Annotated in this window: 1 protein-coding gene; it reads left to right on the top strand. The window is 70.1% G+C overall.

The features are described 5' to 3' along the window. The first annotated feature begins 47 nt into the window (after window positions 1-47). A complete protein-coding gene (locus JVH1_RS12665) occupies window positions 48-16,829 on the top strand; it encodes a non-ribosomal peptide synthetase (protein WP_009477783.1) in 16,782 nt (5,593 codons plus the stop codon). Window positions 16,830-16,987 lie beyond the last annotated feature (158 nt).

The raw sequence follows: 16,987 nt of genomic DNA, 5'->3' as shown, positions 1-16,987 counted from the left end.
GGGTGCCCGTCGTTGGACGGGCGCTCTCGACGGACGATCGGATCACTATGTCTCCGGACCACTCGGCGGCTGCTCGCCCACAGCGCACTTCGGCTGAGGGCACTTCCTTCTCGGCTCGCGTCGGTTCGACGCCTGTCGCGTTGCCGGTGACGGCCGCGCAGTCCGAGGTGTGGGTCGGGCAGCAGTTGAACCCGGGCAGCCCGGTCTACAACCTCTCGCTCGTCGTCGAGGTCGCGGGCCGGATCGACCTGGACCGTGCCGCCGAGGCGATCCGGAAGACCGTCGAACGGGCCGAGGCCCTGCACGTGCGTTTCGAGCGCGGTGCAGGCAACGAACTGCTGCAGGTGCCGACAGCCCCCGACGGCTGGACGCTCGCGGTCGTGGACCTGCGCGGCGACGAGGATCCCGAAGCGTGTGCGCGTGTGTGGATGGACCGCGACATGGAGACCGTGGTCGCCATCGAGAGCGACGAACCGCTGTTCCGGCACGCTCTGCTGCGCACCGGGGACGAGTCGGTGATCTGGTACCAGCGTTACCACCACAGCCTCATCGACGGGTACGGCATCACCCTGCTCGTGGCCGACGTCGTCGATCGATACGAGCACCCGGAACTCGAGACGTCCACGGCGCCGTGGCCCCTCGACACGCTCGTGGCGTCCGAGCGCGACTACCGTGCGTCGACGCGCTTCGAGTCCGACCGCGACTTCTGGGTTCAGCAGGTGATCGACGCGCCGGAGCCGCCTCGGCTGCTCCCACAGGTCGTCGACCACACCGGGGCGCCGATCTCCGCCCTCGTCGAGATCGACGGGGACGACGCCGACGCGATCTACGCCTTCGCCTCCGACGCCGGGATCAGGCGCACCCGGCTGCCGCTCGCCGCGGTCGTGGCGTACATCCACCGCTTCACCGGCCGCCGCGACCTCACGTTGTCGCTGCCGATGACGGCGCGGGTCGGACGCGAACTGCGCCGCATCCCCGGAATGTGCTCGACGATCCTGCCGCTCCGGGTGCAGGTGGATCCCGAGATGACGGTGGGTGAGCTCGCCACCCGCATCGACACGACGCTGATCTCGGTGCTGCGGCACGGGCGCTACCGCGGCGAGGACCTCGCCCGCGACCTGCGGTCGATCGATCCGGACCGTCAGATCTTCGGTCCCGGAATCAATTCCATGATGTTCGAGCATTCGCTGACGTTCGGCGGGTTTCCGGCGTGGGTGCGGGGTTCGGCCACCGGACCGGTCCGCGACCTCGATTTCTCCATCCGCGGTGGGCAGGATTCGGAGCCCATCCAGATCGATCTCCGGGCCCCGGCCGGTCTCGGCGCCGAACTCGAGGAGCATCGCCGCAGGCTCGAGCACTTCGTCGGGCAGTTCGTCGCCGACCCGTCACAGCCCATCGCCTCGCTCGATCCGATGACCGAGGCCGAGCGCAGGCAGTTGCTGGTGGAGTTCAACGACACGGCGTCCCCGCAGGAATCGGTGACGGTTCCCGACCTGTTCCACGCTCAGGTCTCGCGGACGCCGGATGCCGAGGCCCTGATCGCCGGCGGCACCCGGCTCAGCTACCGCGAACTCGGGGAACGCGTGGCGCAGCTGTCCCATCACCTGCGCGCCCGCGGTGTCGGGGCGGAAACAGTTGTGGCGGTCGGTCTTCCGCGATCGGCGGAAATGGTCATCGGACTGCTCGCCGTCATGTGTTCGGGTGGGGCGTTCGTGCCCCTCGACCCGTCGTGGCCGGAGGACCGCCGGACGTCGGTCCTCGCCGACGCCGGGGCCGCGCTCGTGCTCACCGGACGCGGTGGAGTCACCGACGCGGGGGAGCGGGCCGTGCCGGTCGACCTCGCGGCGTGGGCGTACGCCGACCAGCCCACCGAGCCGCCCGCGGTGACCGTGCAGGGTTCGCGGCTGGCGTATGTCATCTTCACGTCGGGTTCGACGGGCAGGCCCAAGGGTGCCATGATCCGTCACGAGGCCGTCTGCGCGCGTCTGCTGTGGCAGCGCGACGAGATCCTGGGCTTCGGGCCCGCGGACGCGTCGCTGTTCAAGGCGCCGCTGTCGTTCGACATCTCCGTGAACGAGATTCTGCTGCCCCTGGTGGCGGGTGGCCGGCTGGTTGTTGCCGAGCCCGGCGGGGAACGGGACCCGCAGTATCTGCTGGACCTGATCGCCGGCGAATCGGTGACGTTCGTCTACCTCGTGTCGTCGATGCTGGACGTGCTGCTCGACCTGTCGCGGGGCACGGATCTGCTGGCATCGCTGAAGCATGTGTGGTGTGGCGGTGAGGTTCTCACGCCGCGCCTGTTCGAGAGGTTCCGGTCGCAGCTCGCCATCACGCTGTACCACGGCTACGGCCCGGCGGAGGCGACGATCGGGGTGTCGCACGTGATCTACCGGGAGAACGCGGCGCGGATCGCGACGTCGATCGGTCGCCCGAACCCCAACACCCAGCTGTACGTGCTGGACGAACACCTGAACCCGGTGCCGCTCGGCACCGGCGGCGAGCTGTACGCAGGCGGATTCCTCCTCGGCCGCGGTTACGTGGACGCTCCCGGGTTGACGGCGTCCCGCTTCGTCGCCAACCCGTTCGCGAACGACGGCTCCCGGTTGTATCGAACCGGTGACCTCGCGCGGTGGGCGCCGGACGGGTCCCTCGACTTCCTCGGCCGCGCCGACAATCAGGTGAAGATCCGGGGCATGCGACTCGAACTCGAGGACGTCGAGGCGGGCATCGTGTCGCATCCCGACGTCCGGCACAGTGCCGTCGTCGTTCGGGAGACGCCCTCGGGGGCAAAGTATCTCGCCGCCTACGTCGTGGCGAAGCAGGATTCGGTTCCGGACGTCGCCGAACTGCGGGTCTGGGCGTCGTCGAAGCTGCCGGAGTACATGGTGCCGTCGGCGTTCGTCGTCCTCGATCGGTTCCCGCTCACCCCCAACGGAAAACTGGACCGGCGGGCACTGCCCGAGCCGGACCTCGGCGCGGCCGGCGAGAACGTCGCGCCCCGCACCGCTGCCGAGGAAACCCTGTGTGCGCTGATGGCGGGTGTCCTCGGGGTGGAGTCGGTGGGCGTCACCGACGACTTCTTCGCGTTGGGTGGCGACAGCATCGTCGCGATCCAATTGGTCAACCACGCTCGGCGGGAAGGTCTTTCGATCAGCCCGCGGGAGATCTTCCAGCTCCGCACCGCCGAGGCGCTCGCCCGGATCCAGGAGGGCCGGACCGCGGCCGCCGTGGACTCCGACGACGTCGCCGTCGGTGACGTCCGCAGCACCCCGATCGTCGCCCGCATTGCGGAACGGGGTGGCGAGATCGCCGCGTTCCACCAGTCGGTGCTCGTGCAGACTCCGGCCGCCCTCGACGAGCATGCCGCGAAGGCGGCCCTCGCCGCGGTGCTCGAGCGGCACGATGCCCTGCGCGCGACGCTCGTCCGTGGTGGTGGAAGCGTCCTCCGCCGCGGGGGCGACCGCTGGGCACTGTCCGTGCCGGAACCGTCCCCGGCGACGGTCGACGGAATCCTGCGGGTCGTCGAATTCGACGGCAGCGCCGAGCAACTCGACATCGAGACCCGGGCGGCCGTCGGAAGGCTCGACCCGGATGCGGGCGCGATGGTGCAGGCCGTCCTCTTCTCCGCGGCCGAGGGTCCCGGCCGGTTGCTGCTGATCGGACACCATCTGGTGGTCGACGGGGTGTCCTGGCGCGTCATCCTCGAAGACCTCGCCCGCGCGGGAACGGCCGTGGCGGCCGGGGGCGTCCCCGAACTCGCTCCGGTCGGGACGTCGCTGCGCCGCTGGTCCGAGCTGCTCGACGAGCAGACGCGGTCGGGTGCCTTCGACCACGAACTGTCCTTCTGGTCAGAGGCGGCGACCACAGAAGACCCGCTCCTCGGTTCGCGTGCGCTCGATCCGGCCCTCGACCTCGCCGGCGACGCCGAAACCCTCACGGTGACATTGCCTCCGGAGTTCACCCGGCCGCTGCTCTCCACCGTGCCCGCAGCGTTCCACGGCCACGTCAACGACGCGCTTCTCACCGGTGCCGCGGTGGCGCTGCAGAGGTGGCGAGCCGGGGAGCCCGGCCCCGTGCTTCTCGACCTCGAGGGGCACGGACGCGAGGAAGACCTCGTGCGCCGCAGCGACGGACCCGCCCTCGACCTCTCCCGGACCGTCGGCTGGTTCACCACCGTCTACCCGGTGGTGCTCGAACCCGGTGCGGCAGCGGACGAGACGGGAATCGCCGACGCGCTGAAGGCGGTGAAGGACCAGTTGCGCCGCATCCCGGGTTCCGGGTTCGGCTACGGCGCGTTGCGCTACCTCGGTGTCCCGAAGCCGGAACTCGCGCACGCGCCGACCCCGCAGGTGCTGTTCAACTACCTCGGACGGGTGACGTCCGCGGAGGGCGTCGACTGGCTGCCCCGCGCCATGGGCGGCGCCGACGACCCGCGGATGCCGCTCGGACATGCCCTGGCGTTCGACGTGATCGCCGAGGACGGCGCCGACGGCCCCGTCCTGCGCACGACATTGACGTGGGCGCCCGGTGTGCTCGATCGCGACGCCGTCGTGGCGCTCACCGACGAGTGGACCGCGGTGCTGCGGGTGCTGGCCGGAATCGACCGTCTCGGCGGTCACACGCCGTCGGACTTCCCGCTGGTGTCGCTGACGCAGCCGGATGTGGACATGCTGGCGGGGGCGGCCGACGTGCTTCCGCTGACACCGCTGCAGGAGGGCATCTACTTCCAGTCGGCGTTCGAGGACACCGGCACCGACCCGTACGTGGTGCAGCAGGTGATCGAACTGACCGGGCCCGTCGACGCGGCGGCGTTGCACCGCGGGCTGCAGGCGGTCGTCGACCGGCACGCGGCCCTCCGCGTCGGCGTGCGGGCGGTATCGGACGGCCGGGTCGTGCAGGTGGTCGGCGAAAACGTCCAGGTGCCGATGGAAGTGCTCGATCTCACCGCAGTCGCGGATCCGGAGCAGCGCGTGGAACAGGTGCTGGCGGCGGACCGGGCCCGGGGTTTCGACTTCGGCCGCGGCCCCCTGCTGCGCTACACGCTCGTTCGGGTGGAGCCCGGGGCGAGGGAAGCGACGGGGGATCTGCAACAGAAGTTCCTTCTGCTGCAGTCGATTCATCACATCGTCGCCGACGGGTGGTCGGTGCCGGTGATGTTGCGGGAACTGATGGCCCTGTACAGCGTCGAGGGGAAGCCGCTGGCACTGCCGACGCCCACGCCGTACCGGAGCTACCTCGAATGGCTGGGGGCGCGGGACCGTCAGGCGTCGCTCGCCGTGTGGCGGGAGGCGCTCGCCGACGCCCCCGAGCCGGTGGACCTGCCGACGCCGTCGTCGAAGGGGGAGTCCGGGATCCGCAGTGTCCGGGTGACACTGCCGGCTGACGACACCGCCGCGCTCTCCGCGGTGGGCCGGGCCCGGGGGTTGACGCTCAGCACCCTCGTGCACGGCACGTGGGGTCTGGTCCTCGGCCGCCTCACCGGCCGGGAGGACGTGGTGTTCGGTTCGACGGTGTCGGGCCGCGGCGGGGACCTGCCCGGTATCGAGGCCATGGTCGGCCTGTTCATCAACACCGTGCCCACCCGGCTGCGGTACCGGCCCACCGACACGGTGGCCGAGACCCTCGCGCGGTGGCAGCACGAGCAGTCGACGCTGCTCGATCACCAGTACCTCGGCCTGCCCGAGCTGCGCCGGGAAGCGGGACTGCAGAACCTGTTCGAGACGCTCGTCGTGTTCGAGAACTATCCGCTCGGCGACGGCGCGGTGGCGGATCCCACCGGTGCGGTGCAGTTGACCGGCATCCGGTTCGACGAGCACCCGCCGTACCCGATGACGCTGATCGTCGTGCCCGGCGACGCGCTGGCACTCGAGCTGAAGTACGACGCCGCCCGCATCGATGCGGCGACCGCGACCCGGTTCGCGGCGTCGACGGTGGGGTATCTCGCGGAGCTGACCCGGGACGTCGACCAGAACGTGTCTTCCGTCCCGCTGGCGTCGCGTGAACCGATCGACGCGGCACTGCGTGACGTCGCGGTGGAGTTCCCCGACACGACGGTGACGGCGCTGCTCGAGGAGCAGGCCGAGCGGACACCCGACGCGGTGGCCGTCGTGTTCGAGGACGAACACCTCACCTACGCCGAACTGCACGCGCGCGCCAACCGCCTCGCCCGGCTGCTCGTCGACCGCGGGGTGGCACCCGAGTCGAAGGTGGCGGTGGCACTGCCCCGTTCGCTGGACCTGATGGTGGCGCTCCTCGCGGTCGGGAAGGCGGGCGGTGCCTACGTTCCGCTCGACACCGGTTACCCCGCAGACCGGCTGGCGTACATGCTGGAGGACGCGGAGCCGGTGTGCGTTCTCACCGACGGCACCGTGCCGTTCGCCGGGTCCGGCGTTCCGCAGGTCCGGGTGTCCGACGCCGCCGCGTTCTCGCCCGAGCCGCTGACCGGTGTCGCGCTCGCGCCGCAGCACCCCGCGTACGTGATCTACACGTCGGGCTCGACGGGACGGCCCAAGGGGGTTGTCGTGCCGCACGCCGGCATCGTCAACCGACTGCTGTGGGTTCAGCGGTTCCGGCCGATCACCCCCTCGGACACCGTGTTCCAGAAGACGCCGTCCAGCTTCGACGTCTCGGTGCTCGAGTTCTTCGGACCGCTCCTCGCCGGGGCGACCCTCGTGCTGGCGCGGCCGGACGGCCACAAGGACCCGGCGTACCTCGCCGACGTCATCATCCGGCGGTCGATCACGCGTGTGCATTTCGTGCCCTCGATGCTCGAGGTGTTCCTCGCCGAACCCGCCGCGGCCCGGTGCACCGGGCTCCGGATCATCTCCTGCAGCGGTGAGGCGCTTCCCGTGGCCTCCGCCCGGCGCGTCGCCGAACTCCTGCCGGGAGTGGAACTCGACAACCTCTACGGTCCGACCGAGGCGTCGGTCGACGTCAGCTACGCCGCGTCCGTGCAGGGAATCGACGCATCCGCGCCGTCCGTGCCGATCGGCCTGCCGACGTCCAACACCGGCCTCTACGTGCTCGATCGGTACCTGCAGCCGGTGCCCGTGGGCGCCGCCGGAGAGCTGTACCTGTCGGGACCGCAGCTGGCCCGCGGCTACCTGGGCAGGCCCGGGTTGAGCGCAGAGCGCTTCGTCGCCGACCCGTTCTCCCGCACCGGGTCCCGCATGTACCGTACCGGTGACGTCGCTCGGGTCAATGCCGACGGCGCGGTCGAGTACGTCGGCCGGGTCGACGATCAGGTGAAGTTGCGCGGCTTCCGCATCGAACTGGGCGAGATCGAAGCGCAGATGGCCGCGTGCCCCGGAGTGCGGCAGGCCGCTGCCGTCGTGCGCACGGACCGGCCCGGTCAGCAACAACTGGTCGGGTACGTCGTCGGGGACGCCGACGTCGACGACGTCCGTGCGCGCCTGACTGCGGCGCTGCCGGAGTTCATGGTGCCCGTCGCGTTCGTGACCGTGCCCGAGTTCCCGGTCGGACCCAGCGGGAAGCTGGACCGCACAGCGCTTCCCGCGCCGGACTTCTCCGCGCACACGAGTTCGGGGCAGACGACGTCGCTGCCGGTCCTCGAAAGCGGACCGGCAGCGGTGCTGGCCGCCCACTACGCCGAGGTTCTCGGCCTCGGGACCGTCGGCGTGGACGACGACTTCTTCGCGCTCGGCGGCGACAGCATCCTCGCCATCCGCCTCGTGAATCTCGCTCGCCGGGAGGGAATCACCGTCACCCCGCGGCAGATCTTCGAACAGCGGACGCCTGCCGCGCTCGCGCGGCTCGTCGCGGCCACCGTCGTCGCGCCGGCCCCGCGCGTGGAGGAGTCGGGCACGGGCGTCCTGTCGCCTCTGCCGGTGGTCCATCGGCTGTCCGAGTGGAGTGGCGGAAAGAACCGCTTCAACCAGGCCGTTCTGCTCCACACACCGGCGGGCACCAGCGCCACGGTCCTGACGGCCGCCCTGCACTCGGTGATCGGTCACCACGACGGCCTGCGGCAGAAGCTCACCCGGCACGCGCCGGGTGTGTGGTCGCTCGAGATCACCGAATCCGCAGACCTGGAACTGCGTCGTGTCGACGTCACCGGACTCGACGCCGCCGCGCTGCGCGAAACCGTGGCAGCAGAATCCGACGCCGCGACCGACCGGCTCGCCCCCGACGACGGCGCCATGCTGTCGGCGGTGTGGTTCGACGCCGGCCCGCAGGAGCTGGGCAGGCTCCTTCTCGTCGCCCACCATCTGGTGATCGACGGGGTGTCGTGGCGGACGCTGATCGAAGATCTCGCCATGGCGTGGGTGGCGGCCGACAGCGGCCAGGACGCGGCGCTCGACCCGGTGCCCACGTCGCTGCGCGGATTCGCCCACATCGTCACCGAGCAGGCGCAGGCCCCCGCCCGGCTCGCCGAACTCGACCACTGGCTGCGCGTCACCGAACCCGGTGCCGATCTGGTGCGGGGCACCGACGGGCACGCGGTGGTGAGCAGTGGCGCACGACGGACGGTGCTGCTGGATCCGCAACTCACGACGGCGCTGCTGACCACCGTTCCCGCCGTGGTCGGCGCCGACGTCACCGATGTGCTGCTGGCGGCCCTGCGGCTGTCGGTCGATCGGTGGCTCGCCGGCCGTGGGCGCGAGAACGACCTGCTGGTGGACCTCGAGCGGCACGGCCGCGAAGAACTCGCCGAGGGCGTGGATCTGTCCCGGACCGTCGGCTGGATCACCAACGTCACCCCCGTCCGGTTGCGCAGCCGGACGGGCGCACTCGAGACGCTCAAGGACGTCAAGGAGCAGTTGCGCGGCGCCCCCGACGGCGGCATCGGCTACGGCATGCTGCGGTACGTCAATGGGCGCACCGCGGGCCTTCTGGCGGCACGGGCGGAATCGCAGGTGCTGTTCAACTACCTCGGCCGCATGCCGCACGCGGTGCCCGGACCTTGGACGCCCGCGGTCGAATCCGATTCGCTGGCAACCGATCCCGATGCAGATCTCGGTGGACCGTACCGGCTGGTGATCAACGCCCTGTGTGAGGAGTCCGAGCGGGGCACCGAACTGCGGGCCGTCTTCGCCTGGTCGGACGCCGACCTGGGCGAGGCCGACGTCCTCGCGTTGAGCGACGGCTGGGTGGCCGCACTGCGTGAACTGACCGACGCCGCAGGAGAGCACAACGGACCGGCGATGCTCACCCCGTCCGACCTTCCCCTCGTGACGCTGACGCAGGAGGAGATCGACCGGATCGTCGAGGCGAGCCCGAGTGGGGTCGACACGGTGCTGCCGCTGTCGCCGCTGCAGGAGGGTCTCTACTTCCAGGCCGGGTTCGACTCCGGCGCCGACCTCTACACGGCACAGTTCTCACTCGACTTCGAGCACCGCCTCGACACCGACAGGCTCGCCGCCGCGCTGCGCACCCTGCAGCGTCGCAACCCCACGCTGCGAGCGGGATTCGTCAGTGCGGGCCTGCCTGCGCCGGTGCAGTTCTTCGGCGCGGGTCTGGACGTGGCCATCGCCGAGTTCGACCTCCGGGAACTCGACGAGCCCGAACGCGCGGCCTACGCCGAACAGCTGACCGCGCAGGACCGGCTGACACCGTTCGACCTCACCTCCCCGCCACTGTGGCGGGCAATGGTGTTGCGGCTCGGCGACTCCCACGACCGACTGGTGATCAACCGGCAGTTCCTGCTGTGGGACGGATGGTCCAACGGCCTCGTCGTCAGCCAGCTGCTCGCGCTCTACGAATCGGGTGGCGACGACTCCGGATTCGCCGCCCCGGAAGGATCTTTCGAGGACTACCTCCAGTGGCTGGCCACCCGGGACGCGGACGCCGCGCAGGCGGCGTGGACCGACGCGCTCGGCGGGCTCGACGAACCGACGCTGCTGGCCGCGACGGTCGCGGGGGAGCTGCAGCCGCCGCAGCGCCGGGACGCCGTGCTGTCCGAGGAACTGAGCGAACGGCTCCGTGCCGGTGCCCGCGGTGCCGGTGTCACGTTCAACGTGGTGCTGAACGCCGCGCTGGCCGTCGTCCTCGGAATCGAGACCGGGCGACGGGACCTCGTGTTCGGCACCACCGTGGCCGGACGCCCACCGGAAGTCCCGGGCATCGACGCGGTGGCCGGAATGTTCCTCAACACCGTCCCCGTCCGGACGACGCTGCGCGCCGACGAGACCGTCACCGACCTGCTTCGGCGAATCCAGTCGGAGCGGCTGGCGCTGACCCCGTACGACTACCTCGGGCTCGCCTCCATCCAGCGGGTGTCCGAGCACCGGCAGCTGTTCGACGTGCTGTACGTGCTGCAGAACTTCGTCGACGAGAAGCAGGTGTCGGCGCTCAATGCGGCGCACGACATCAGCGGCGGCGACAGCATCGATCACACGCACTACCCGGTCACGGTCGTCGTGACGCCGGGCGCGAGCGTGAAGGTGAAGTTCGAGTTCCACCCCGAGAAGATCTCGGAGTCGCGGGTCGAACGCATGCTGTCGCGGTACTTCACCGTGCTCGAGGAATGGTCCACCGACCTGTCGGGTGTGGTCGGCGGAATCGCTGGTGCCGCAACACCCGTGCCGGTCGAGCGGAAGGCCCTACCCGACAGAACCATCGCCGATCTGTTCGCCGACGCGGCCCGCGGCCGACCCGAAGACACGGCTCTGGTGTTCGGCGACCGCCGCGTGAGCTACGCCGAACTCGACGCCGACGTGAATCGGATGGCCCGGGTCCTGCTCGGCCACGGCGCGGGCCCGGAGCGGATCGTCGCGCTCGCACTGCCGCGGTCGGTGGAGATGGTGGTCGCGCTGTTTGCCGTACTGCGCACCGGATCCGCGTACCTGCCGCTCGAACTGGACCACCCCGCCGAGCGACTCGTCGCGATGCTCGACGACGCGCGTCCGACGGTCCTGGTCACCACGTCGGAGGTCGCCGGAACGCTCGCCGCTGCGTCGGTCGACACGCTGTCCGTCGACACCGTGGACTTCGGCGCGGTCGCGTCCGCACCGCTGTCGGAGGCCGAACTCGGCGGTTTCGCGCCCGGAACCCCCGGGCGCCTGGACCATCCGGCGTACGTCATCTACACGTCCGGGTCCACGGGCAAGCCGAAGGGCGTCGTCACCCCGTACCGCGGTCTGACCAACATGCAGTTCAACCATCGTGAGGCAATCTTCGAACCCGTCGTGACCGCCGCGGGCGGTCGGCGGCTGCGCATCGCGCACACCGTGTCGTTCGCGTTCGACATGTCGTGGGAGGAACTGCTGTGGCTGGTGGAAGGCCACGAGGTCCACATCTGCGACGAGAACCTGCGGCGTGACGCCGAGGCGCTCGTGGCCTACTGCGACACCCATGCGATCGACGTCGTCAACGTGACGCCGACGTACGCGCAGCACCTCGTCGAGGAGGGTCTGCTCGACGACGGTCCGGGACGGCACCGGCCGCCGCTCGTACTCCTCGGCGGCGAGGCAGTGTCGGATTCGGTGTGGAACCGGTTGCGCAACACGGACGGAACGGTCGGGTACAACCTCTACGGACCCACCGAGTACACGATCAACACCCTCGGTGCCGGTACCGCCGACAGCGCGACACCCACCGTCGGCACCCCGATCTGGAACACCTCCGCCTACGTGCTGGACGCGTGGTTGCGTCCGGTTCCGGACGGCGTTCCCGGCGAGCTGTACATCTCCGGGGTCGGGTTGGCGCGCGGCTACCTCGACCGGTTCGCGCTGACGGCGGAGCGTTTCGTCGCCGACCCGTTCGAGGAATCCGTACGTATGTATCGGACGGGCGATCTCGTGCGCCGCCGTGAGGACGGGAACCTCGACTTCCTCGGCCGGACCGACGATCAGGTGAAGATCCGCGGTCATCGGGTGGAACTCGGCGAAATCGCGTCCGCGCTCGAAGCTCTGGACGACGTGCGCCAGGCCGCCGTCGTCGTCGATTCGGGCCCAGGTGGTTTCAAGCGGCTCGTCGGCTACGCCGTACCCGTGAGTACTTGTCAACCGCGGGACGTCAACAAGTACTCACAGGCGCTGCGCGCAACGTTGCCGGACTACATGGTGCCCGCCGCGGTCATCGAGGTCGACAGTCTGCCGATGACGGTCAACGGCAAACTCGACGTCAAGGCGCTGCCGTCGGCGGACGACGTGCTCGGCCGCAGCGGCGGCGCGCGCACGGAACCCCGCACCGACACCGAACGGGTGCTGTCCGGCTTGTTCGGGGAGATCCTCGGCGTCCCCGCCCCCGGGGTCGACGACGACTTCTTCGACCTCGGCGGTCACTCGCTGCTGGCCACCAGGCTGATCAGCCGGGCACGGGCCGCGCTCGACACCGACCTCACCCTGCGCGACCTGTTCGAGGCACCGACGGTCGCCGAACTCGCCACCCGGATCGGCGACGACACCGGTTCGACGGGTCCGGTGCTGGTCGCCCGGCCGCGGCCCGAGCATCTGCCGCTCTCCGCTGCGCAGCAACGCCTGTGGCTCCTGCAGCAGATGGAAGGCACCTCGGCCGCGTACAATTTCCCGATCGTCCTGCGACTGCAGGGTCCACTGGACCCCGGGGTGTTCGAGCAGGCGCTGACCGACGTCGTGTTCCGGCACGAGTCGCTGCGAACGGTGTTCGGGGAGCACGACGGCGAACCGGTGCAGGTGATCCTGGACGACGCCCGGCCCGGCGTCGCGGTGGTGGACGGCACCGAGGCCGATCTGGTGCGGCTCGTCACCGAGACCGTCGGCCGCCCGTTCGACCTGGCGACGGAGATCCCGGTGCGCGCGAGTCTCATCCGGGTCGCGGACCAACAGGTGCTGGCCATCGTGCTGCACCACATCGCCACCGACGAATGGTCGGACCGCCCGTTCCTGCGGGACCTGATGTCGGCGTACGCCGCTCGCGCGCAGGGCTCGGCACCGGCGTGGGAACCGCTCGACGTGCAGTACGCCGACTACACGCTGTGGCAGCGCGACATCCTGGGTGATCCGCAGGACCCGTTCAGTCTCGTCAGCCGTCAACTCGACTACTGGGCGAAGACTCTCGACGGGGCGCCGGAGGAGTTGGTGCTCCCCGCCGACCGCACCCGCCCGGCGCGGCCCAGCTTCGCGGGCGGCGCGATCGAGGCGACGCTCGACGCCGCGACGACGCGGGCCCTGCGTGCGCTCGCCCGGACGTCGGGAACCAGCATGTTCATGGTGCTGCACGCGGCGTCGGCGGCGTTGCTGCACCGTCTCGGTGCGGGCGACGACCTGCCGATCGGCGCGCCGGTCGCCGGCCGCAGCGAACAGGGTCTCGACGACCTGATCGGATTCTTCGTCAACACCGTGGTGCTGCGGACGGACGTGTCGGGCAACCCCACGTTCGACCAGTTGCTGGCACGGGTCCGCGACACCGACCTGGCGGCCTTCTCGCATGCGGACGTTCCGTTCGAAACCGTTGTGGAGAAGGTGAATCCGGCGCGGACCCTGGCCCGGAACCCGCTGTTCCAGGTGATGGTCGGCTACCACAGCCGGACGTCCGATTCGGCGCTCGCACCCGGCTTGGCCCTCACCCCGGTGGCATTCGAGGAACGCACCGCCAAGTTCGACCTGGTGTTCAACTTCACCGAGTACCTCGACGACGACCGGGTCGACCTGCGCCTCGAATACGGCTCCGACCTGTTCGACCGGGCCACCGCGGAGAAGATCGCGCGCAGGCAGGTCGTGGTGCTGGACGTCCTCGCATCCGACTCGGGTCGCGCGGTCGGCGACCTCGACGTGTTCCTCGGCGACGAACGCGAACTCGTGGTGCGCGGGTTCAACGACACGTCACAGCCGGTGGCGGAGGAGACGTTCTACGAGGCGTTCGCGCGCCACGTGGCGGCGACCCCCGACGCCGTGGCCGTCGTCGACGCCGGCGGTGAGGTGACGTACGCGGAACTGAGTGTTCGCGCCGACCGTATTGCCGCACTGCTGCATCGTCGCGGCGTCTCCGTCGAAGACGTTGTGGGACTGGCGGTACCGAGATCGGCGCAGATGGTCGCGGTCGTGCTCGGGGTGCTGAAACTCGGGGCGGCGTACCTCCCGCTCGACCTGAACCACCCGTCCGACCGCATCTCCTACATGCTCGCCGACTCCGCCGCGCGGGTGCTGGTGACCACGGTGGGGGAGAGCCCGCGCATCGCGGACATCGACGGCCTCACTCGCGTTCTCCTCGACGACGAGTCCGTCGTCACGGAACTCGAGACCGGGCCCGCCGTGCAGGTGCCGCGGCCCCCGCAGGGCCTGGACCACGCCGCATACGTCATCTACACCTCGGGCTCCACCGGTAAACCCAAGGGCGCGATCCTCACTCACGACGGGATTCCCAGCCTCGTCGCGACCGCCGAACGGCGGATGAAGCTGGTCCCGGGTTCGGTGGTGATGCAGTTCGCGTCGATCGGATTCGACGTCGCGGTCTTCGAGTTGTCGATGGCGCTGTGCACGGGGTCACGCCTGGTCATTGTCCCCGACGAGTCCCGTGTCGCCGGACCGGAACTCACCGATTTCATGGCCGCACACGCCGTGACGCACGCGATCATTCCGCCGTCCCTGCTGGCTGCTCTGCCGTCGGGTTGCGACGTCCCGGAAGGCTGCACCGTGCTGGTGGGCACCGAGACCGTGCCGCCGGAACTGATCGGACGCTGGGCGGAACGGCTCAACCTGCTGGCCGCGTACGGTCTCACCGAGGCCACCGTCAACAACACGCTGTGGCAGGCGCAGCCCGGATGGGACTCGGCTGTGCCGATCGGCATCCCCGATCCCAACGAGCAGGCGTACGTCCTCGACGACCGCCTGCAGCCGGTGCCGCCGGGGGTGGCGGGCGAGTTGTACATCGCCGGTCGCGGACTGGCCCGCGGATACCTCGGCCGGCCCGACCTCACGTCGGTCCGGTTCGTGCCCAGCCCCTTCGGCGACGCGGGCACCCGGATGTACCGGACCGGTGACCGGGCGCGCTGGCGGGCCGACGGCAACATCGACTTCCTCGGACGCGTTGACGACCAGGTGAAGATCCGTGGATTCCGCGTCGAACTCGGCGAGATCATCGCGGCCCTCGGAAGCCATCCTGAGGTGAAGCAGTCGGCTGTCGTCGCGGACCGGTCCGGCGACATCGTCCGGCTCGTGGGCTATGTGACATCGGCCGATGGTCACGCAGCCGGGCAGATCGATCCGCGGGCCGTGCGGGAACACGCCGCCGCGCGGCTGCCCGACTACATGGTGCCGACTCTCGTGGTCGTGCTGGACGAGGATCTCCCGTTGACACCCAACGGCAAACTCGACCGCAAGGCGCTCCCGCTGCCGGACTGGTCGGCCCTGACGGGGGACGGCACGCCGCAGACGCCGGAGCAGAAGGAGATCGCCGCAGCGTTCGCCGACATCCTGCATCTGCCGTCGGTGGGCATCCACGACGACTTCTTCGACCTCGGCGGCAACTCCATGGCATCGATGCGGTTGGTGGGGCGGATCCGCGGGCGGTTCGCCGTCGACATCGGTATCCGGGACGTGTTCGACAGTTCCACGGTGGCCGAACTCGCCGCGATCGTCGCGGGCGCCTCGTCCACCGGCAGGCCGGTGCTGACGGCGGCGCACCCGCGACCGGAGGCGCTCCCGCTGTCCGGGCCGCAACGCCGGTTCTGGAAGCAGTTCCGGGCGGCAGGCGCCGAGGCGCGGGCCAGTCACGCACTGTCGCTGCAGCTTCGCGACACCGTCGACCCCGAGATCCTGGCGCAGGCTCTCGACGACGTCACGTCCCGGCACGAACCGCTGCGGACCGTGTACGTGGAGGCCGGGGACACCGTCGTCGCGCAGGAAGCGGTGCGGCCCGCGCTCGAACTCGTCGACGTCGGGGACGGAGACGTCCACCGCACGGTCTTCGAATTGGCGCAGGAGCCCCTCGATCTCACCGAGCACGCACCGCTCCGGGTGCATTTCGTGACCGGCGCCGACGGCACCCAGGCACTGCTTCTCGCGATGCACTACATCGCCGTCGACGAGTGGTCCGTGGTGCCGTTGCTCGGTGATCTGATGCGCGCATACGCCGCGCGCTCGCGCGGCGAGGAACCCGCATGGGAACCGCTGCCCGTCGGATACGCCGACTACGTCGTGTGGTCGCAGGCGCTCGTCGGCGAGCCCGAGGACCCGGACAGCCGTCGGTCGCGTCAGCTCGACTACTGGCGGGAGACGCTGGACGGCATGCCGTCCCGGCTCGAACTGCCCGCCCCGGCCGTGCGCGGACCGAGGACGGCGGAGATCGTGCCGGTCGAGATCGACGCGGAACTCCACAGCGCAGCCCGGAAGTTCGCGAGCGACACGGGCACCAGCCTGTTCATGGTGTTGCAGGCCGCACTCGCCACCGTGTTGACACGGCACGGCGCCGGCACGGACATTCCGCTGGGGTCACTCGTCGCGGGACGTACGGAGGAGGCGCTGGACGCCCTGGTCGGCTGCTTCTTCAATATCGTTCTGTTGCGAACGGATACGAGCGGTGCTCCCGATCCCGTGGAGTTGCTCCGGCGTATCCGGACCGCGAATCTCGACGCGCTGGACAACCAGGACGTGGCGTTCGCCGACGTCGTGGAGGCGGTCGGCGAGACGCCGGTGGTCCGTCCGCAGGTCATGCTCGTTCATCACGAGCAGGCCAGGCTCGGTCATCTCGACGCGCTGGGCGGCTTGATGCCGGTGCCGGTGGGTGTTCCGGATTCGGACCTGACGCTGAGCTTCTACGAGCCGATCGGTGACGGACCCGTCCACGCGTATTTCTCGTTCTCCTCGGATGTGCTGGACGCCGGGGAGGTCCGTGGCTGGGCGTCGGAGTTGTCGTCGCTGGTCACCGCATGGGCGGAAGGAGCCCGATGATCAAGAGTGATCCAGATCGCAGTTCCGGGGCGGAGTTCGCCGCCGCGAGGGCCGGAAGTACTTGGTACTGTGCTGGAAATAAGGATAGGCTTCACTATCTTTTCAGAAGGCAGACGGCGGCTGGGTCGGGTGCGGCGCGGCGTCGAGGACGGACAACG

Source organism: Rhodococcus sp. JVH1, from assembly GCF_000280725.2.
Classification (GTDB): domain Bacteria; phylum Actinomycetota; class Actinomycetes; order Mycobacteriales; family Mycobacteriaceae; genus Rhodococcus_F; species Rhodococcus_F jostii_A.
Note: the sequence above shows the minus strand (reverse complement) of the source record. Positions and strands in the feature narration are given on the sequence as shown.

Coding starts and splice junctions, on each gene's coding strand:
- JVH1_RS12665 (WP_009477783.1), top strand. CDS start 48: ATGTCTCCGGACCACTCGGCGGCTGCTCGCCCACAGCGCACTTCGGCT.